Genomic DNA, 20,600 nt, shown 5'->3' on the forward strand with positions numbered 1-20,600 from the left:
AATAAATGATTGAGATAAATATTTGCGTAATCAGAAGTTTTTTTAATAAAAAAATAAACGTTTAGCTAAGTGTTTTTTCATTAAACTGAGCATCGTATAATTTCTTATAATAGCCTCCTTTTTCCAGCAGGAACTTATGATTTCCTTTCTCTACAATTCGTCCATGATCCAGTACAATGATCGTATCTGCATTCTGGATGGTTGCCAGCCGGTGCGCAATAATTATGGAGGTACGATTGCGGGTAATCTTATCTGTCGCTTTTTGAATAAGTGCTTCCGACTGAGTATCTATGGAAGAAGTAGCCTCATCCAATACCAGAATGGAAGGATTATACAAATAAGCCCGCAGGAAGGATATCAGCTGTCTTTGTCCTAAGGATATGGAAGAACCCCTTTCGCTGACCTCATATTCGTAGCCATTGGGAAGGCTCATAATGAAATCGTCAATTTCAATTTCCCTGGCAGCCTGCCGTACCTGCTCATAGGTTATATTTTTGTTTCCTAACATTATATTTTCCATCAAAGTTTCGTTGAAAAGGAAAACATCCTGTAAAACCACGGCAATATGCGAACGAAGATTATGCAGTTCATAGTTTTGAATATTCACTCCGTCTATATAAATATGCCCCCCCGATATATCGTAAAAACGGCTTAATAAATTGATGATGGTCGACTTTCCTGCACCGGTTGCTCCTACGATAGCCACCCGTTCTCCGGGATTTACAGTAAAGGAAAGATCTTTCAACACATTTTCACCTTCCACATAAGAAAAATATACCTTATCAAAAACAATATTTCCCAGAATCGTTTCTTTTTTTACCGTTCCGTTATCCGGAATTTCATGTTGAGAATCCAGCACGGTAAATACTCTCTCTGCACCCACAATTCCCCTTTGTATGGTATTAAACCGATCGGCTATCTGACGCATAGGCCGTACCAGCATATTGATATAGGAAGTGGTGAAAGCAATGACTACACCCGGAGATATATCATGGGCTGTCAGTGCATTTCTCCCGGCATACCAAATCATGATACCCACAGCTACTCCGGTGATAATATCCACCACTGGAAAAAACAGTGAGAAATAAAAAACCGTTTTTAAATATGCTTTTTCCAGCTGGGTGTTAATCCTGAAAAAATTATTGTATTCTTTTTTCTGCTGATTAAAGACCTGAACGATATTCATGCCTGAAAGCCTTTCCTGAACAAAGCTGTTCTGATTGGCTGTCTGGTTACGCTCCTCCGAAAAAGCCTTTTTAATAGCCTTTTGAAACGTACGGGTAATGATAAGCATAACAGGAAAGATAAAAAGGGCGATAGTTGCCAGTTCCCAGTTGATCCAATACATAACCACCACCACGAAAATGATGCGAAGGATATCTCCCAGAACCATAAGAATACCATCGGTAAATATGGTTGAAATAGTTTCAATATCTGATACCGAACGGGTAACCAAAACCCCGAGGGGGGTACGATCAAAAAACGCCGACTTAAAATATATCAGTTTTTTATACAGTTTAATCCGTAAACCCCGAATTACATTTTGTGCAACATAATTAGACGCATAGACCAAAAGATATTGCAAAACGACCTCAGCCAAAAGTAATAAGAAAATGAACAACAGAGACTCATACAAATCTGGAAAGCTCTTATGGGTGAGTATGTCGCTGTCTATAGCCCGGCTGATTAATACCGGACGATATGAGGACACAAAAGCCAGAACCAAGGCTATCAACAGGGTAGAATAAAACCATAGCGGATAACCGCTTCCCAGCTTCATAAGGCGACGTAGCGCTTCACCGGTTCCGATGGTTTCGTTCTTTTTATTATTTTTCATTGAAGTCTACAAAATTACTATTTTTTTGAAATAGATTCTTTTATTCTAAAATAATTATATTTGTTCTGACCCTATGCTCAATTCCTCATGCTGATTTATGTTTCTAATTTCTTTCATCTGCCAACCCCTTTATTTCTATTTTATGTGCTCATTTTACCTGCTGTAAATTCTCTGGCCATTGCCCAGCAGGGGTATCGTATTCAGGATTTTTCGGAAGATTTTTATGTCGAAGGAATTTCTTTGGACACTACAAGCTATCGTACGGATTTTTATTGGGAAATATTTTCAAAAGCTTCGGGTAAAAAACTTTTTCAAACCGGAGATAAAACCCTAATGGAGAAATTTACATCCCGGTATACTACGAATTTGCATGAAATTTCAAAAAATAATATCCGGCTGCCCCTGAGTATTCAGGAAGATTTTAATTTTGACGGGTATCCGGATTTAGTGGCTTTTGACGATCACCAGTCTGAAGAAGGTTGCTATCATGACGGGGGAACGGTTTATCTTTGGGATAACCATTCCTGGACTAAAAATGAAGAGTTAAGCGAGTTCTATTCGGAAGCTTATTGTTACCGGTCGGGGTATCTAACGGTGGATCCAGTTACCCAGACTTTAATCACCCGCAATAAATATTCCTATAGGGAGGCTATAGATGAAGAGTATGTATGGGAAAATAAAAAGTTGAAAAAAGTAAAAACGGTGCTTTACTCTTTAGATGAGTATACTTTTTACAAAATCGATGAAAAAAGGCTGACCGGATCCGGATGGAAAGAATATACCTATCGCTCGTTGGAAGAAAATGCAGAAAACTATACCGCTTGTCTTTCTTTTGAAGTGGAAAACGGGAAAGGCAGGGTAGTCCTGTTTATTTATAAAAATTCTCTTTATTATAGCTTTCTGAATCCCGAATCACAAGTAGATTTTTCCTATCCGGCAGGAGAGAATAAGGTTATACAGCAAAAATTCACCCTGCAACAGGGTCCTCAGTTACACAGCCTTAGCTTCTCCAGCGGAAGCGTAACCTACACAATCTGTGAATCTGATACAAATTCCGGAATCCGTATTCAGCTAAAAGGAAAAGACTATTTCTGGAAAGCGAAGAAGCAGAGCTGGAAAGGATCTTTAAAAAACCTGAAAAGGGGAGATGCGGAAAATTTAGTTTTGATGGCTAGTTCCCAGAAGTAAGAAAGACCTCTTCCGGATATTCTACTTTTACCAGTACCAATCCCTGGGCAGGAGCGGAAGTAGAAGCAAAAGCCCTGTCTTTTTTCTCAATTATTTCCCTAAAATCTTCCAGCGTTCGTTTGCCTCTTCCTACATCGATCAAAGTTCCCGTTATGGCCCGTACCATATTTCGTAAAAAGCGATTGGCAGTAATGATAAAGACCAGTTCGTCTTCATTTTGTTCCCAACGGGCTTCAAAAATAGTACAATCATTGGTCTTATTGTCCGCATGAAGCTTGGAAAAGCTGGTAAAATCGGTATATTCAAATAAAATACGAGCCGCCTCATTCATTTTCTGCACCTCCAGATCATAGTAGAGAAACTGGGCATGAAACTTTTGTTTAAAAGGGTTTTTACGTGTGGAAATAAAATACCGGTAGGTACGCCTGAGCGCATCAAATCGGGCATGAGCCTGATCAGCCACCGGAACTATGCGGCGTACCGCAATATCGTCGGGCAGGAAAGAGTTCAGCCTTTTCAGAAAATTAGGCGGAAAAGGATTCGGAAAATTGAAATGGGCATACATATCTGAAGCATGTACGCCAGCGTCGGTTCTTCCGGCACCAATAGTTTTCACCGGCTGCCGCAACAGAGTGGAAAGTGATTTTTCGAGCACTTCCTGAACCGTAAGCTGGCGGGGTTGAATCTGATAGCCCGAATACCCGGTTCCGTCGTAAGAAAATTGAATGAAATACCGCAATTTTATCGTAATTTTACTGCAAAAATAGTGAGAAAAATTCTATTACTCTCCGATACGCATTCATATATGGATGAAAGAATACTGGACTATGCTTCTCAGGCCGATGAAGTGTGGCATGCAGGAGATATCGGAGATCCTAAAGTTTCGGATGCTTTAAAAGGAGCGTCTCCTGTATTCCGTGCCGTCTACGGAAATATCGACGGCACCGAAATACGCAAGGAATTTCCTTTACATCAGCGTTTTTACTGTGAAAAGGTAACCGTCTGGATGACCCACATCGGGGGCTATCCGGGGCGTTATGCGCCAAGCATTCGGGAACTCATTCAGAAAAATCCGCCCCGGCTTTTTATCTGCGGCCACTCACATATACTAAAAGTGATGAACGATAAAAAATTACACCTGCTTCATATGAATCCGGGAGCAATAGGCATTTACGGTTTTCATAAGGTTCGTACCATGCTTCGTTTCGAAATTGACGGCAGCCAGATTCAAAATCTGGAAGTGGTTGAGTTTCAGAGGTAGATTCATTTTTTATTTCACTTTACTCTCATCCAGATAAAAAACATACACATTTTGTGTATATTTATTATCCGTTTTTCCTACCTTTGTCCGAATAAAACTCATTGTATGTTAACATACCGCGTACAAAAGGGTGATACGTTGGAAACGGTTGCGAACCGGCTGGGCCTTACGATTTTCGAGCTTCGGAATTACCATAACCTGCATTGCGAACTATGTCAGCTGATCGGCAGGGAACTGACTCCAAAGATCAACTATATCCTTTATGAACCCCGGGAAAAAACGGCGGAAAAGAAGGAAATGCCCAAGTGGCCGACCTGCTGAAAAAGGCCGGTTTTACCACCGTGAAAGGAAACTTTGATGCTGACGGAATCTTGGCTTTTGAAGATAGCCTGCGCTACCATCTGCTGACCAACAAATATTCCGCAGGAGAAAGAATGCTTCACCTCTTTACCCTCGGCCATAACGAACGGCTGGTAGATGGTAAAATTGATCTGAAAATTATGATTAATGGAGAATTTAATAAGGAATTTAATTTTCTAAAAATACAAAATAGTATAGAAGGTAAAGTAGATTTTGATTTAAATGAGGAAGCCGGGCTGAAACTTCGATACGGCACCAGCCCCCAGAAGGGCTTGTTTATGGAGTTGATCCTGATATTTTCCGGGATTAAAGAAACCTTTTCTGGAAATTTAAAATCTAAATCTAGATGGGAAATTCTCAATATTGATTATTCTCCAAATAAGGGAGAACCTATTCCATTTATCATGTTTGAGGCAAAAGAATACAGCCTCTGTAAAATATATTTATTTGACCCTAACCCTTAACCCTGAAATATGAAACGTAAACTCATCGCCATGCTGGGAGCCGTATTTTTTACTCTGGCTACCTGCTCACAAAAAAAAGAAGAACCCATGACTACTCAAAATCCCGAAATTAATGCTAAAAATATTGTTGAAAAATTACAACAAGAATCAGTCCCTGAAACATGTACTTAGTCTCTTAATCGAATAATAAAAATAATTAGCATTTGTGCATTTTATATGCTAACTGTGTTAATATTTTGGCATTACTTATCGTTATAACAATAAAAAAAAGGATTTCGTTATATTTGCAGCCTGGTTGAAAGCTTTATCTTTCATATCTTTTATCTCATAAAACCCTATTTCACTGATTACTACTTACATATTTTTATTCTCATTCAGGCTAATCCAAAAACGGATATTAACAAATATATATATAAATGAAAAAAAATTTTTACTCTTAATTTTAGGTTTTTTTAGTTTTTTAAGTGCTCAAAAAATTAAAACAGAAAATATAGAATTTACAAAAACTATCCAACCTAAACTAATTAAAACTGAGAGCCCCATAGACATTACTCTAGTTAAAACCTCCTCTTCAGAACAATTAAAAGACTATAATTTAATTAATAGCTATATAACTATTCCCAGCTATATCACAAACAATACCAGTACTCCGAAATACATAGCCGTATTGGACTTTAATTATAAACCTGCTACGACTAAGCTAGGTAAGCTGGGTGCTACCTTAAATGAAATTTATGTAAAATCTAATATTGATGCCATTTTATATTTGATGTCAAGAGAAAACGGAGTTTTTTATCAAGAACAAATAGAGTTAGCCAATAACTCACAAGATAACTGGAAATGGGAAGAATCGAGAATTCCTGCATCGGGAATCACTACTGTATTAAAAAAGACATTACCGGATGCAGATGCAAGTAAATATTTGCTAAACGGACAGATTAAACCGGAAATTATTTATGAAATCGATAAAAAACAGATTGCACGAATCACGATTCAAGCCTATCAAACCATCAGAGCTGATATGACAGAACAAACGGTAAAAAACAGATTAGAATTTAAATATCTGAAACCGGGAGATACCTTTACATCTGTAGATTTTGATAATGCCTATTCCGAACTGAAAAACCATATTAACCCCATTAATGAAACAAAAATTCTTAGCGCAATTGCAAGTTGGAAAACTGAGAATACTAAAATTACAGATATTAATGACAAAATAAAAAAGAAATATAAAATTGCTATTTTAGAAAATATATTAAATGCTTCTTATATTATTGATGAATATGTTAACTCAGAGGAAATTGCAAACGAACTAAAAAATTTAGATAGTAAGAATGACGTTCTTTTCTTCTATGTAAAACAAAAAAACAACTTCACATCTAATAACCAACAAATTAAAGAGTTTAGCTATTCTGCTTTACCTAATCACATAAGTATACCAGAATCCAATAATAATCTTTTTACTTCGTCTAATTCAAATTCTACGAATGAATCTTATGCAAAAATCAACAAACTCAAACCCTATGACACGTGGGATTATAACCCAATTCTTAATCTAAACAATTTTAAGTACCAACTAACCATTTTGAAAGATGAGAGTACTTTGTTTTTAAAATACCAAAATTTTTTGATGGATGAAATACTTTGGTATATGATAAACATTAAAAATAATACCAAACCGCTGCCATCAAAATCTAAAAAAGAGATGGAACCATTTATCGCATTTGCAGAAAATTTAAATGCAGAGTATAAGAACAAACATATATTTAAATTTTCGGATTCTAAAAAAAATACGTTATTAAAAGCCAGGGAGTATGTATCCGCTAACTATAACTTAAATGACTTTTTTCAATTTATTCCTTCCATAAATATGGCTGTAAATTCCTATTTTGAAACCAAAAACGAGAATTTGACACGAGCCTTTAACAATACGGTAGATATAAATTCAATAGTTCAATTAAGAAAATTGGTTTATGATAATTTTTACGAAAATCAAAGAATAGAAAAAGAAAAAGAATTAGATGTATATATAGAAGATAAAGCTAAAAAAATTCCTACTTATAAGGATCGGGCTTATTTTGAATTTAAAAATTCGATCAATGTTTTGGCTGAAATCAATAATAAAAGATTATTATCTGACGAAGAATACAAAAATTACCAAGATTTATTAAATGTTCTTCTATATAGATTAAATACCTATAAATAGAACCATTACCAAAAAGACATTTATGAAAGGCGGGACGGATAGAATTAATGACACTAAACATTTTCTTCTTTTGCCCGCTTATCATAAATCATAGATTTGAAGTCTTTTAGGGCTTATTACAGCAAATTTCCGTATTTGAACATATTTTGCCTTTAAATTTTTTATAAAAACACTCGATACACTCAAGTACAGATATAAGTTTTTATTTCTGAGTTATTATGATTCTCATAAATAAGCTAAGTTTTAGGGTTTTAAAGAAGCATTTAACCGCAGTTTTACCATAATAGCTTACTTTAGCAATTACGGAAAAAGATTTAATCCACCTAATTTATATTTTTTTACGTGAGCCATTCACTTATATTTGTAACATTAAGATAGCAATCTATAGTAACATTTGATAAAATAAAACTACTTATCTGGATAAACGGTTTTATTTTTAATAAACCTACATTATAATAAAAATTTTAGAAATATATACTATGAGATTATTTATTTCCTCATGCTTTATAATGCTTCTACCGGGAACTGTTTTCGCACAGTCGAAAATAGCTTTGGGATTCCGTATCATGGATGCAGAAAAGGCTTGTGAGAGTGACAGCACACAAAAAAACATACTCTTTCAATACGAAGAACCTACCGGATACCAGGACGTAAAGAGTTTTATATCCCGTAAATGTTATAATCTTTACCATATATCAAAAATTCCGGGAAAGTTCCGCATATCGGTAAGTTCCGAGGGGTTTGAACCTCAAAGCTTCAGCTTTCTGATCACGGAACAATCACGTGATACGCTGGATTTAGGAGAATATTTCCTGTTCCGGAAAAAAGAGCCCCGGCTTTCCGCCTCGGGGGGTGAAAAAGAACTAGGTACAATAACCGTATCAGGCGTTAGGGAAAAATATGTTTCCGTTGAAGCTAATAAGACGACTTATTCGGTAAAAAACAACGATATGTTGTCGGGAGGCAGCACGGAAGATGCCCTTCGGAAGCTTCCGGGAGTAATTAAGGGTTATGGAGGGGAACTTACGGTAAACGGAAAGTCCATGGCTATTTATATTGATAATTCGCCTACCGGATTATCCGGAGACGACCTGGAAAATCTTTTACAGGGAATTCCGGCAACTTCCATTGAGAAAATTGAAATCATCAACAATCCGGGAGCAGCGTATGAGGCCAATACTTCCGGAGGAATAATCAATATTGTTACCAACGGCAGGGCTCTCAAAGGTATTAATGGAACTGCTTCCTTGAATTACCGCGCCAATAAAACCCAGCGGGTTTCGCCTTCTCTAAGTTTAAATACCCGTATCAACAAGGTAAGCCTTCAACTAAACACCGGTTTTAACTACCGGGAAGGTAAACGCTTATCTACTTACAACCGAGAGTTTACGTATTTTACACCTTCCGTTTTATATAATCAGGAAAATAATGATCAAAGTTATAACCGTTTTTATTTTTTCCGACCATCCGCAAATATTCGTTTTAATAAAAAAAGTAATTTACTGATTAATTATAATTTTAATTACAACGATATTTCAAATTTTAATTCTGCATTGTCTACTTCTTCCAATAACAGCCTTCAAGCGGTAAATCTATTTAACGATTCGCGGATAAAAAATGAGAATACCAATCATGAAATTATAGTTAAATACCGTACGGAACTTGACAGTCTGGGTAAAAACCTGGAAGTTACTGCCTATTATTCTTATTTTGATAAATCTACCCAGAATAAAAGTATCCAGAACAATCTGGGATCGTATTTATATTCTGTGAGTGATATTGCTATGGATTATTCTAATTTTTATGCGAAGGCTAATCTGGAAATTCCTTTAGCTTCTCTGGATACCAAACTGAATATTGGAGGTAAGTACTCAGTAGCCAATTCTACCAGTCGAGGGAAATACAACCTTCTGAACAGCTCAGCAGCAATTATGAATCCTCCGGTATATACGTCCGGTCTTCGATTTAAATATGATGATTCCCAATATGCTTTGTATGCAGAAGCCAATAAAAGTATAGGTGATTTTAGCGTTACTGCGGGCTTACGATATGAAAACCTGGAATATAAAACCTGGGTACGTGAATATAACCAGCATACTAAAAACAGTCTGGAACAGCTCTATCCTTCTATAGGTTTATTATATAAACTTTCCCCTGTGGTTAATTTAAATGCTTCGTATCGTAAGAGTATTTCTCTTCCTTCGTATTCCAGCCTGGATCCGAATATCAGCGGGTATTTTGATGAGTTCAACACTTCTACCGGAAACCAGTATCTGCAACCAGATTACTACGATAACTACGAAGTTTCCGTAAGTGCCTTTAATTACCTGAAACTTAGTTTCCAGTATACGTATTCTAAACAGATTAACATGCTTTCGTATGAAACGGAAGATAATTCGCTGACGGTTAATCAGACAACCCGCACTTATAAGGGAATGAATAATTATAATGTTTCTTTGGGAGTTCCCGTTCCGTTCGGTTTAATTTCCAAAGGCAAAGATTTCTTTAAACAGCCAATGAATATTGACAAAATGAGCTTTGTTTATTTATATGGTATGTATAACTATTACAAAATAAACGATTATCCTTATCTGGATAAGGTGAAACCGCTCTGGTTTTTTGCCTTGTATTCGCAGATTGTTTTACCGTTGGATCTGAAATTAACTGCATTTTATATGTCTAGCACGGACAAGGGATATTTTAGAATATATAAGGCCAATAAGCCATTCAACTATTCGAATATTGAACTTTCTCGTCCGTTTTACAACAAGACCGTGAAGGCCTCGGTAGGAGTAGACAATCTGTTTAATACAAGCCGAATCAGCTCAACCATAGCGAGTACCAATCTGAACACCCATTTTTATCAGCGGGATGATTATCGTATATACTATCTAAAAATATCCTACAATTTCGGAAAGATGCGTCATTTGAAAAAGGAGAATACTTTGATAAACCAGGATAAAACTACAGATCCTAATTCTTTACTTAGTGTTCCGGAATTAAAATAAGATTGCCTAAATCAATTATAATAAAATTGCGGTTATTTCACTATGAATAACCGCAATTTTTGTTTAGTTTTTCTTACACATTTCTATATGTTCGATTCCATCTTCCAGATACATATCTCCATTGGTTTCAAATCCGAATTTTTGATAAAAAGGTATGGCGTAACATTGAGCCCCGATACGGATAGGCTGAACCCCGTAAAGCTCATATAAAGATTGAATAGACTTTTCCATCAGAATTTTTCCCATTCCGCTGGAACGCACTTTTTTGCTGGTGATTATCCTGCCTATAGAGGCTTCTGCAAAGGATATTCCGGAACGAAACAATCGAGCATAGGCAACCAGTTCTTCTTGCGAGTATATTAAAAGATGATGAGCAACGAAGTCTTTATTATCCAAATCCTGATACGGGCAATTTTGCTCTACAACAAAAACTTCATTGCGTAATTGCAGTAAACTGTACAATTCGCATAAATCTAACTGATTGAATTCTTTTAAAATAAAGGTAAGAGGTCTTGTACTATTTTGCATTTTTCATAAATTCTTCTACTTTATCAACCATATTTTTGGAACCGCAAACAAAAGGGGTTCTTTCATGCAGTTCTGTAGGAGTAAGATCCATAATACGTGTAAAACCGTCACTTGCTTTTCCTCCGGCCTGTTCTGCTAAATAAGCCATGGGGTTGCATTCATATAACAATCTCAATTTTCCTTTGGGTGCATGCGAATACGAGGGATACAGATAGATACCTCCTTTGAGCATATTCCTGTGAAAATCGGCTACTAATGAACCAATGTAACGGGAGGTATAAGGACGATCCTCATTTTCTTCCTGGCAGTATTTTATATAATCTTTTATTCCTTGCGGAAATTTAATATAGTTTCCTTCGTTAACGGAATAAATTTTGCCTGTTTCGGGGATTTTAATATCCGGATGTGAGAGATAAAAAACACCTAATGCCGGATCAAGGGTAAATCCGTTTACTCCATTACCTGTGGTATATACCAACATGGTGGATGATCCGTAAACTACATATCCGGCAGCTACCTGCTTGTTGCCCGGCTGTAAAAAATCTTCCAGCTGTACGGGTCCTTCCTCCGAAACTCTACGGTAAATGGAAAAGATGGTTCCAACGTTTACATTGACATCTATGTTGGATGATCCGTCGAGGGGATCTATGAGAACCACATATTTGCTTTTGTGTGAATTGGTTCCCGGCTTAACATTGATAAAATCTTCATTTTCTTCAGAGGCTACTCCGCAAACAACCTCCCGGTTATTTAATGCCGCAATGAACACTTCATTAGCAAAAACATCAAGCTTTTGTTGTTCTTCGCCCTGGACATTCTGATTGCCCATAGCCCCGATAATGTCAACCAAACCGGCTTTATTTACTTCCTGATTGACTACTTTGGCTGCCAGCCGTATAGAACTTAACAGTCTGGATAATTCTCCTGAGGAGTACTGAAAGTCCGCTTGTTTTTCAATGATAAATTCTCCCAGTGTCTGAGGATTAATGGATTTCATTTTTAACTATTTTGATGGTTTTGTTATCTCAAATATATTGATTTTTATCTTTATGCACATCGAATGTGTCTTTTTTATTATATCTTTGTTATTTACTTTTTAACTCTTATTATTATTTTATTGATTCACACTATTGTAGTTGGTCCTATGCATGGCATATAGATTTCAGATTTTTATCTGAATATTTCCTTTAAACAAGAATGTTACGAGTATGAAAGTTTATAAGTTCGGAGGTGCTTCGGTGAAGGATGCAGAGAATGTTAGAAATGCCGTAAAAGTGCTTCTTACTGCCGGATATGAGAATACAGTGGTAGTGGTTTCAGCCATGGGTAAAACAACGAATGCTTTGGAAGAAGCGGTTAAACAATATTTCGATTCTAAAGATTACCTAACACAAATCCAAGTTGTTGAAAATAATCACTTGAATATCTGCCGTGAACTTTTTGAAAGTTCTCATCCTATATTTAAGGAAATTCAACTGTTTTTTTCAGATATAATTTCGTTTTTGCGCAGGAATAAATCTCCGAATTATAATTTTGTATACGATCAGGTTGTAAGCTGCGGCGAATTAATTTCTACCAAAATTATCAGTGCTTTTCTGAATTTTTCAGGCATGAACGCTGTGTGGCTGGATATCCGGGATTATATTAAATCGGATAGTACATACCGGGAAGCCCGCGTAGATTGGGAATCCACATTGAAACAGTTTGAAAGTTTAGACTTTTCCGGGCTTTATATTACACAGGGTTTTATTGCTGCTGATCCTAATTATTTTACAACTACGTTGGGAAGGGAAGGTTCGGATTATACGGCAGCTATACTAGCTTATTGCCTAAATGCAGAAAGTATGACCATCTGGAAAGATGTTCCGGGAGTGATGAATGCAGATCCTCGATTATTCAAGGAAGCCTGTCTTCTGAATTCTCTCTCATATGAAGAAGCTATTGAGCTGGCTTTTTATGGAGCATCGGTCATTCATCCTAAAACCCTGCAACCTCTCAGAAGAAAAGAAATACCTTTTTTTGTACGTTCTTTTATGGAACCGGAAAAGCCTGGTACCTCAATTAAAAAGGGAGTAGCGATAGATCCTTTAGTCCCTTGCTACATAGTTAAAAACCAACAGCATATTGTAAATATTTCATCAAAAGATTTTTCTTTTATGCAGGAAGAAAATTTAAGTTATATCTTTGCCCGTCTTTCTGCTTTAAATATTAAAGTGAATATGATTAGCGTTTCGGCTATATCAGTTTGTTTATGTATTGAAGATAAGTTTCTTACGCTGGATCAGCTAGTAGATAATTTGAAAGAATTCTTTACTTTAGCTGTTACCCGTAATGTAACTTTATATACGATTAGACATTCTGATGCAGATATTAACAATAATTTTATAAAAGGAAAAGTTATATTATCAGAACAAATAGTAAAAGACACCTATCAGGTAGTTGTAAAAGAATAAAATGAGTCTATTTTCTATTCAGGATATACAAAGTGTTTTAAAACTTAATAAATTTGGTTTTATAGGGAAATCGGTTTCTTGGATTCTTATGAGAATGCTGAAACTTGATAAAATCAATAATTTATACGATCAAGTTAAAGATTTACCTACGGGAGAATTTTTAACACAGGCTTTGGAAAAACTAGGTATCCGGTATAATATTCATGAAGAAGATCTGAAAAGAATACCTGAAAAAGGACCTTTTATTCTGGTATGTAATCATCCGCTGGGTGCACTGGACGGAATAATCGTAATGAAAATTCTTTCGGATATTCGTCCGGATTTTAAAATGATGTCTAATTTTTTAATTCAAAGAATAGCTCCTTTAAAAGAAGTGGTTGTTCCGGTTAATCCATTTGAAACAAGAAAAGACAGTTTTGACAGTAAAAAAGGAATTGTTGAAGCCTACCGCCATCTTAAAGAGGGTCATTGCATGGTTATGTTTCCAGCCGGAGAGGTTTCTCATTATAACGCAGAAACTCACGAATATGAAGACAGGGAATGGACTGAAGGTGGACTTCGTTTTATTCAGAAAGCTAAAGTTCCTGTAATTCCCATGTATTTTCATGCAAAAAACAGCCGGCTTTTTTATAAGATGTACCGAATACATCCTGATTTACAGACAGCTATGCTTCCTACAGAAATGGTAAGGAAACGTACCAAACCAATTAAAATAAGAATAGGTAAGCCTATTTCTGTGAAACAACAGGAAGAATATGCCGATTACAAAAGCCTCGGTAATTTTTTAAGGAACAAAGTATATATGCTGAGATCGTTTTATACAATTCCTAAAAACCCGTTTAAAAATGTAAAATTCCTTTCCGTTTCTGCTATGGCTAAATCTGCCAATTTCGGAGAGGCAAAGCCTATTATCAGTGAAACTTCGAAAGATCTTATACTTAAAGAAATTGAACTTTTAAGAGAGTTTGATTGTCAGTTATTTACCAATTATCAATACGAAGTATTTTTTACTAAAGCAGAACGTATCCCCAGCATTTTAAGAGAAATCGGACGGTTACGTGAAATCACTTTCAGAAAAGTAGGAGAGGGGACTAATGAACCTTTTGATTTAGATGAATTTGATCAGTTCTATGATCATTTATTTTTATGGGATAATGAAAAAGAACTTTTAGTGGGTGCTTATCGTATGGGTATGGGCCAGTCTATTTATGAAAACTATGGCATCAATGGTTTTTATACGGCTTCACTTTTTGAATTTGATTCGGAATTATATCCTTTTTTCCGCCGTACTATCGAAATGGGCAGAGCTTTTATTATCAGTGAATTCCAGCAAAAACCACTACCTTTATTTCTATTATGGAGAGGTATTGTTCACGTATGTCTCAGAAATCCTTATTATAAATATCTGGTAGGAGGGGTAAGCATAAGTAATCAGTTTTCTAATTTTTCCAAATCCATTATGGTGGAATTTATGAGATCGCATTACTTTGACTCTTATGTTGCTCAATATGTACATCCTAAAAATGAATTTAAAGTACGTTTGAACGAAAATGAAAAGGATCTTTTTTTCGAAGCTGCTGATAATGATCTGAATAAGTTTGATAAACTTATTGATGAACTGGAACCAGCTCTTCGACTTCCTGTTCTTATAAAGAAATATTTTAAACAGAATGCACGAGTTATCGCTTTTAATGTTGATCCTAAATTTAATGATGCTATTGATGGTTTAATGTACATTAGAATCAGTGATTTGCCGGAAAATACTATCAGACCCGTATTGGAAGAACTTCAAAAAGAAATGGAACAGAAAACTCACTCAGCTTCCAAAGAAAAATAATTTTTTGTTTTTATTTTGCTAACTTTATGTATTGCTAAAACTAATAACAGCAATTCATACTATGGGAAGAACTTTAGTTATCGGTGATATTCACGGAGGTTTAAAGGCATTAAAACAGGTATTGGAACGTTCAGGATATTCTTCAGGAGATACGCTTATTTTCTTGGGTGATTATGTTGATGGTTGGAGTGATACACCTTTTCTTATTGATTATTTAATAGAACTTCAAAAATTTTCTCCTTGCATTTTTATTAAAGGTAACCATGATGCTTATCTATTAGATTACTTAAAAAATAAAATTTCAAATCCTAAATGGCTTCTCCATGGAGGTTCTATTAGTGTGAAAAATTATCAGGGTATAGATCAACAAACTATACTCCTGCATATCAAATTTTTAGAAAGCTTAAATCTTTTGCATATAGATGAAAGTAACCGCCTTTTTATCCATGCTGGTTTTACTCATATGCGAGGAGTTGATCATGAAGATAACCCTGAAAATTTTTGTTGGGATCGAACTTTATGGGAAACTGCAGTGTGTTTGGATCCTACATTAAAAACCAATTCTGTACTTTATCCTAAGAGATTAACGCTTTACCATGAAATATATATCGGCCATACGCTTACGCTACATATTAATTCGTCAATTCCTACTGTTAAGGCAAATGTTTGTAATATGGATACGGGTGCAGGTTTTTTAGGCAAATTATCGATTCTTGATATTGTTTCTAAAGAGTTTTGGCAAAGTGATTCATTATCAAGCTTATACCCTAATGAAAAAGGTAGAAATACTTGATAATGAGATTGATAATTACTTTGTTAATAACCTTTTCTCAACTTAAAATATATGAAAAAGCTAATTTATATAAAATCAAGTAGTTCTATTTTATCTTAAATTTTTTATTTAATTTAACTTACTACAATTGTAGTATTTAATAAAATATTAACAATATAATTTCAATATTGTTAAGAATTATCAAAAAAATAATTTGTTGAATCAATTATAAATATCTATTGAAAATTATCATTTAAAATCCAAATAAAATTGAAGTTTTTTACTGTCGAATTTTTTTCAGTGTTCTTACATTCTATTAACAATTTCTTTTTAAACATTGAAGTTATTAATATTTTAATTTTATAGTTAATAACTGTATATTTTTCTAATTATCAGTTCTATATAATGATTGATTCTTGTTAATAAGTATTACAATAAAATCTGATAAATCAAAATTTAACAGTTATCAACATACTAACAGGGCTATTACTATCATTATTATTCTTTTCTTTCTTTTAAAAAAAATAAATACTATATAATTGTTAAGTGTGGATAAATTTCAGTCTGCAAAATTTCTGTTTTACTTTTTATGAAGTTATCTTTGTAAGAAATAATACATACGTAAAAGATTATGAAAACAGTAAATGATTTTAATTTTAATGGAAAGAAGGCATTGATTCGCGTGGATTTTAATGTTCCTCAGGATGAAAATCTTAAGGTTACTGATAATACAAGGATAGTGTCTGCTAAGCCTACAATTGATAAAATATTAAAGGACGGTGGTTCTGCTATATTAATGACTCACCTGGGAAGACCTAAAGGGGAAGTTAGTGATAAATATTCTTTAAAACATATCGTTGATGAAGTTTCAAAAGTTTTAGGTGTTCCGGTAAAATTTGTTGATGAATGTGTCGGCCCTAAGGCAGAACAGGCTGCTTCTGAATTAAAACCAGGAGAAGTTTTATTACTTGAAAATCTTCGTTTTCATAATGAAGAGGAAAAAGGAGATGCGGAATTTGCTAAAGATTTATCTAAATTAGGTGATATCTATGTGAATGATGCTTTTGGAACTGCTCACAGAGCTCATGCTTCTACGGCTGTAATAGCTCAATATTTCCCTTCAAATAAGTGTTTTGGACTTCTTATGGCAAAAGAGCTGGAAGCTATCCAAAAAGTCCTAAAAACTGGTGAAAAACCGGTTACTGCTATTTTGGGTGGTTCAAAGGTTTCTTCAAAGATTACTATTATTGAAAATATTCTTCCTGTTGTAGATAATTTGATTATCGGGGGAGGAATGACTTACACTTTTATAAAAGCTCAAGGAGGAAGTATTGGAAACTCTATTTGCGAAGATGATAAATTAGATCTTGCTTTGGATATTCTTAATAAAGCTCAGGAACAAAATGTTAAAGTTTATATTCCTGAAGATTCAGTAGTTGCTAATGATTTTTCCAATGACGCTGATATTCAGATAGTTGATACAAAATCTATCCCAGATGGATGGGAAGGTCTGGATGTTGGACCTAAAACGGTTAAAACTTTTTCTGAAGTAATTAAGGCTTCGAAAACCATTTTATGGAATGGTCCTTTAGGTGTGTTTGAAATGCCTAATTTTGCGAAAGGTACTAAAGCTATTGGAGATGCTATTGGTGAAGCTACTAAAAATGGAGCTTTTTCTTTAGTGGGTGGTGGTGATAGTGTTGCTTTTGTAAAGCAAAATAATTACACCGATAAAGTAAGTTATGTTTCAACCGGTGGAGGTGCTATGCTTGAGTCTCTTGAGGGAAAAGAACTTCCTGGCGTTGCTGCTGTTTTAAATGATTAATATTTAATTTAATATATTTTAAAAGGGATGCTTATATATGTATCCCTTTTTTTGTAATTTATTGTAATTTTAATTTCTTAATATATATATTACTGAAGAATAATTTCCATCTTTCATACCTTTTAAATTTGATATTGTTCCTATAAAAGGAAACCTTAGTATTCCTAATGGATTTTGGGCATAATTTTCACTAATCAGTGAAATATAAAAACTATCAAAGGGTAGGGGGTATGTGTGAAGAACATTTAAACCGTTTTGAGTAAAGAAATTAATGGCACCTTTTTTTCCATAATGAAATAAATGTCTGGGAACATCCCAGGCTGCCCAATTTTCTTTATAAAATTTTGCATCATAAGATTCAAAATTAGGTACAGCTATTATTAAAATACCTTCTTTATTTAGTTTACTTTTTAGTTTTAGAATAATTTCTTCAGGATTTGGTATATGTTCAAGAACATGCCATAAAGTTATAATGTCGTAAGAGTTTGAATTGATTGAATCAATATTATCGAAAATATATTGTTTACCAATTTTTATTTCAGCATTTAATTTAGCTTTTGCATTAGGTTCATATCCTTCAACTTTAAAGTTATTCTTTTTTATGAAATTTAAAAATGAACCATCTCCACAACCGTAATCTAATATTTTACCTTTTGATTTATATTTTGATATAATTTTTAATTTATAATTTTCATTTAATTTTTGTATAAATTGATAAATTTTAGATTTTAAATTATTTTTTTTCGAGTGTGATAAGTATTCGTCACTATCGTAGTATTTATCTAAATTGTCAGGAATATTTTTAGTTTGTAATACTCCTTTATATTTTTCTGATTTATTTATTTCGAAAATTTCTTTTGTTAGAAAATGATCTTTTACTTTCATATATTTATTACTATTATTTTTACATTAAATGTTCCACGTGGAACATTTAATGTAATGAAAAATATTTTTTATCTACCCATGTATATTAACAATACATTTATATCAGAAGGTGATACCCCACTAATTCTACTTGCCTGACCAATAGTTTCGGGCTTAAATTTGATAAATTTTTGTTTAGCCTCTGTAGAAATACTATTAAGTTTTGAATAATCAAAATTTTCAGGAATTTTTATATTTTCGAGTCTGTTAAGTTTTTCTACATTTTCAAGTTCTTTATCTATATATCCTTTATATTTAATTTTAATTTCTACCTGTTCTAAAATTTCATCAGCATAATTTTTTGAATTTAAAAATTCATTAATTGATTGAATATTTTTTAAATCATTTAAAATAATATTAGGTCTTAAAAGAATACTTTCTGCTTTTACCGTTTGACTAATAGGTGTAGATTTTTTTTCTTCTAATATAGGATTGGTTTCTTCTTGTTTGATAGAAAGATTTTTGATAAAAGTGATACATTCTTCTGTGCTTACTTTTTTAAGCTCTAATTCTTTCATTCTTTCTTTAGATGCTAATCCTATTTTAAAACCTAATGGAGTTAAACGTTCGTCTGCATTATCTTGACGTAGGCTCATTCTGTATTCAGCACGTGACGTAAACATCCGATAAGGTTCTTCTGTACCTTTTGTTATTAGATCGTCTATTAAAACGCCTATATAAGCTTCATTACGTTTCAAAGTAAATGCTTCTCTATCCTGAACTTTAAGTGCAGCATTTATACCTGCAATTAATCCTTGAGCAGCAGCTTCTTCATAGCCTGTAGTACCATTAATTTGTCCTGCAAAAAATAGATTTTCAATAATCTTTGTTTCTAAGGTATTTTTAAGTTGGGTAGGAGGGAAGTAATCATATTCAATTGCATAGCCAGGTCTGAATAATTTAGCTTTTTCAAAACCAGGAATTAGTTGTAAGGCTTTAATTTGAACATCATCAGGTAATGAAGTGCTAAATCCATTAATATAATATTCAATAGTTTTCCACCCTTCTGGTTCTGCAAATATCTGATGTCTTTCTCTTTCTGCAAATCTGTTAATTTTATCTTCAATTGACGGACAATATCTAGGACCTGTGCTTTTTATTGTTCCATTAAACAGTGGTGATCTTTCAAAACCTTCGCGTAATGTTTCGTGTACTTTTAAATTGGTGTATGTTATATAACAGCTTCTTTGACTTTCTAATTTTGGAGTTTTTGTATAAGAAAATTTACGTGGATTTTCATCACCTTTTTGTTCTTCCATTTTACTAAAATCAATACTTCTTCCATCTACCCGTGGAGGAGTACCTGTTTTCATTCTTCCGGATTCAAAACCAAGATCGATTAAATTTTCAGTAATTCCATAAGCTGCTTTTTCTGCCATTCTACCACCTCCAAATTGTTTATCACCTATATGAATAAGTCCATTTAGAAACGTTCCGTTGGTTAAAACTACTGATTTGGAATAAATAGTTACTCCCATTGAAGTTTTAACTCCCATTATTTTATTATTGTCTGTAATTAAACCAATAACCATATCTTGAAAGAAATCCAAATTTGGAATATTTTCTAATTGAAATCTCCACTCTTCAGCGAATTTCATTCTGTCTGATTGTGCTCTTGGACTCCACATAGCTGGTCCTTTAGACAAATTTAGCATTTTAAATTGTATCATGGTTTTATCAGTTACAATACCTGATAATCCTCCTAAAGCATCAATTTCTCTTACAATTTGACCTTTAGCAATTCCCCCCATGGCTGGATTGCAAGACATTTGACCAATATTTTGCAAATTCATGGTTATAAGTAAAGTTTTTGAGCCTAAATTAGCTGCAGCAGCTGCTGCTTCGGAACCTGCATGTCCTGCCCCAACTACTATTACATCGTATTTCTCTAGTATCATTATTTTAAATGTTTCACGTGAAACATATGTGTTAAAAAG

Annotated in this window: 16 protein-coding genes; 10 read left to right on the forward strand and 6 right to left on the reverse strand. The window is 34.1% G+C overall.

Translation table 11 applies throughout. The annotated features are described in order from the left end of the window. Window positions 1-61 precede the first annotated feature (61 nt). Window positions 62-1,837 (reverse strand): ABC transporter ATP-binding protein, encoded by a 1,776-nt coding sequence (locus EOV51_RS04270; protein ID WP_128150196.1) that lies wholly within the window; start codon window positions 1,835-1,837, stop codon window positions 62-64. Window positions 1,838-1,981: 144 nt separating this feature from the next. On the opposite strand from EOV51_RS04270, the gene EOV51_RS04275 reads away from it, so the two are divergent. After that, window positions 1,982-3,025, forward strand: a complete 1,044-nt coding sequence (locus EOV51_RS04275) for an XAC2610-related protein (RefSeq protein WP_164875243.1) — start codon at window positions 1,982-1,984, stop codon at window positions 3,023-3,025. On the opposite strand, the gene truA is transcribed toward EOV51_RS04275, so the two are convergent. Then, window positions 3,009-3,764, reverse strand: coding sequence for a tRNA pseudouridine(38-40) synthase TruA (gene truA, locus EOV51_RS04280; RefSeq protein WP_128150200.1), 756 nt, complete (start codon window positions 3,762-3,764; stop codon window positions 3,009-3,011). The two genes, EOV51_RS04275 and truA, sit on opposite strands and share 17 nt — an antisense overlap. 27 nt (window positions 3,765-3,791) lie before the next feature. Here truA and EOV51_RS04285 point away from each other — a divergent pair, with 27 nt between their 5' ends. The 5 genes from EOV51_RS04285 (at window position 3,792) to EOV51_RS04305 (ending at window position 10,324) form a co-directional block, all read left to right on the forward strand. Continuing rightward, a complete protein-coding gene (locus tag EOV51_RS04285) occupies window positions 3,792-4,286 on the forward strand; it encodes a metallophosphoesterase family protein (RefSeq protein ID WP_128153289.1) in 495 nt (164 codons plus the stop codon). Between the two features lie 305 nt (window positions 4,287-4,591). Beyond that, complete coding sequence (locus EOV51_RS04295; protein ID WP_128150203.1) at window positions 4,592-5,110, forward strand: hypothetical protein; 519 nt, start codon at window positions 4,592-4,594, stop codon at window positions 5,108-5,110. A 9-nt stretch (window positions 5,111-5,119) separates the two neighbouring features. After that, complete coding sequence (locus EOV51_RS14630) at window positions 5,120-5,281, forward strand: hypothetical protein (RefSeq protein WP_164875244.1); 162 nt, start codon at window positions 5,120-5,122, stop codon at window positions 5,279-5,281. Window positions 5,282-5,777: 496 nt separating this feature from the next. Further along, a complete protein-coding gene (locus tag EOV51_RS04300) occupies window positions 5,778-7,316 on the forward strand; it encodes a hypothetical protein (protein WP_128150205.1) in 1,539 nt (512 codons plus the stop codon). Window positions 7,317-7,795: 479 nt separating this feature from the next. After that, complete coding sequence (locus tag EOV51_RS04305) at window positions 7,796-10,324, forward strand: TonB-dependent receptor domain-containing protein (RefSeq protein WP_128150207.1); 2,529 nt, start codon at window positions 7,796-7,798, stop codon at window positions 10,322-10,324. A 63-nt stretch (window positions 10,325-10,387) separates the two neighbouring features. Here EOV51_RS04305 and EOV51_RS04310 read toward each other — a convergent pair whose 3' ends face one another. Then, complete coding sequence (locus tag EOV51_RS04310; protein ID WP_128150209.1) at window positions 10,388-10,852, reverse strand: GNAT family N-acetyltransferase; 465 nt, start codon at window positions 10,850-10,852, stop codon at window positions 10,388-10,390. Continuing rightward, window positions 10,842-11,849, reverse strand: a complete 1,008-nt coding sequence (gene fbp, locus EOV51_RS04315) for a class 1 fructose-bisphosphatase (protein WP_128150211.1) — start codon at window positions 11,847-11,849, stop codon at window positions 10,842-10,844. Before fbp ends, EOV51_RS04310 begins: the two co-directional genes overlap by 11 nt. Window positions 11,850-12,060: 211 nt before the next feature. On the opposite strand from fbp, the gene EOV51_RS04320 reads away from it, so the two are divergent. The 4 genes from EOV51_RS04320 (at window position 12,061) to EOV51_RS04335 (ending at window position 17,739) form a co-directional block, all read left to right on the forward strand. Next, window positions 12,061-13,305: an aspartate kinase gene (locus EOV51_RS04320; protein ID WP_128150213.1), complete on the forward strand. Its 1,245-nt coding sequence runs from the start codon at window positions 12,061-12,063 to the stop codon at window positions 13,303-13,305. A 1-nt stretch (window position 13,306) separates the two neighbouring features. Beyond that, complete coding sequence (locus tag EOV51_RS04325; protein ID WP_128150215.1) at window positions 13,307-15,142, forward strand: GNAT family N-acyltransferase; 1,836 nt, start codon at window positions 13,307-13,309, stop codon at window positions 15,140-15,142. A 61-nt stretch (window positions 15,143-15,203) separates the two neighbouring features. Beyond that, complete coding sequence (locus tag EOV51_RS04330; protein ID WP_128150217.1) at window positions 15,204-15,935, forward strand: metallophosphoesterase; 732 nt, start codon at window positions 15,204-15,206, stop codon at window positions 15,933-15,935. Window positions 15,936-16,545: 610 nt separating this feature from the next. After that, window positions 16,546-17,739, forward strand: a complete 1,194-nt coding sequence (locus EOV51_RS04335; protein ID WP_128150219.1) for a phosphoglycerate kinase — start codon at window positions 16,546-16,548, stop codon at window positions 17,737-17,739. A gap of 69 nt (window positions 17,740-17,808) precedes the next feature. Here EOV51_RS04335 and EOV51_RS04340 read toward each other — a convergent pair whose 3' ends face one another. Continuing rightward, window positions 17,809-18,624, reverse strand: a complete 816-nt coding sequence (locus EOV51_RS04340) for a class I SAM-dependent methyltransferase (protein ID WP_128150221.1) — start codon at window positions 18,622-18,624, stop codon at window positions 17,809-17,811. Window positions 18,625-18,692: 68 nt separating this feature from the next. After that, a complete protein-coding gene (gene mnmG, locus EOV51_RS04345; RefSeq protein ID WP_128150223.1) occupies window positions 18,693-20,561 on the reverse strand; it encodes a tRNA uridine-5-carboxymethylaminomethyl(34) synthesis enzyme MnmG in 1,869 nt (622 codons plus the stop codon). Window positions 20,562-20,600: the final 39 nt, after the last annotated feature.

This window comes from Apibacter raozihei (genome assembly GCF_004014855.1).
In the GTDB taxonomy this organism is placed as follows: Bacteria; Bacteroidota; Bacteroidia; order Flavobacteriales; family Weeksellaceae; genus Apibacter; species Apibacter raozihei.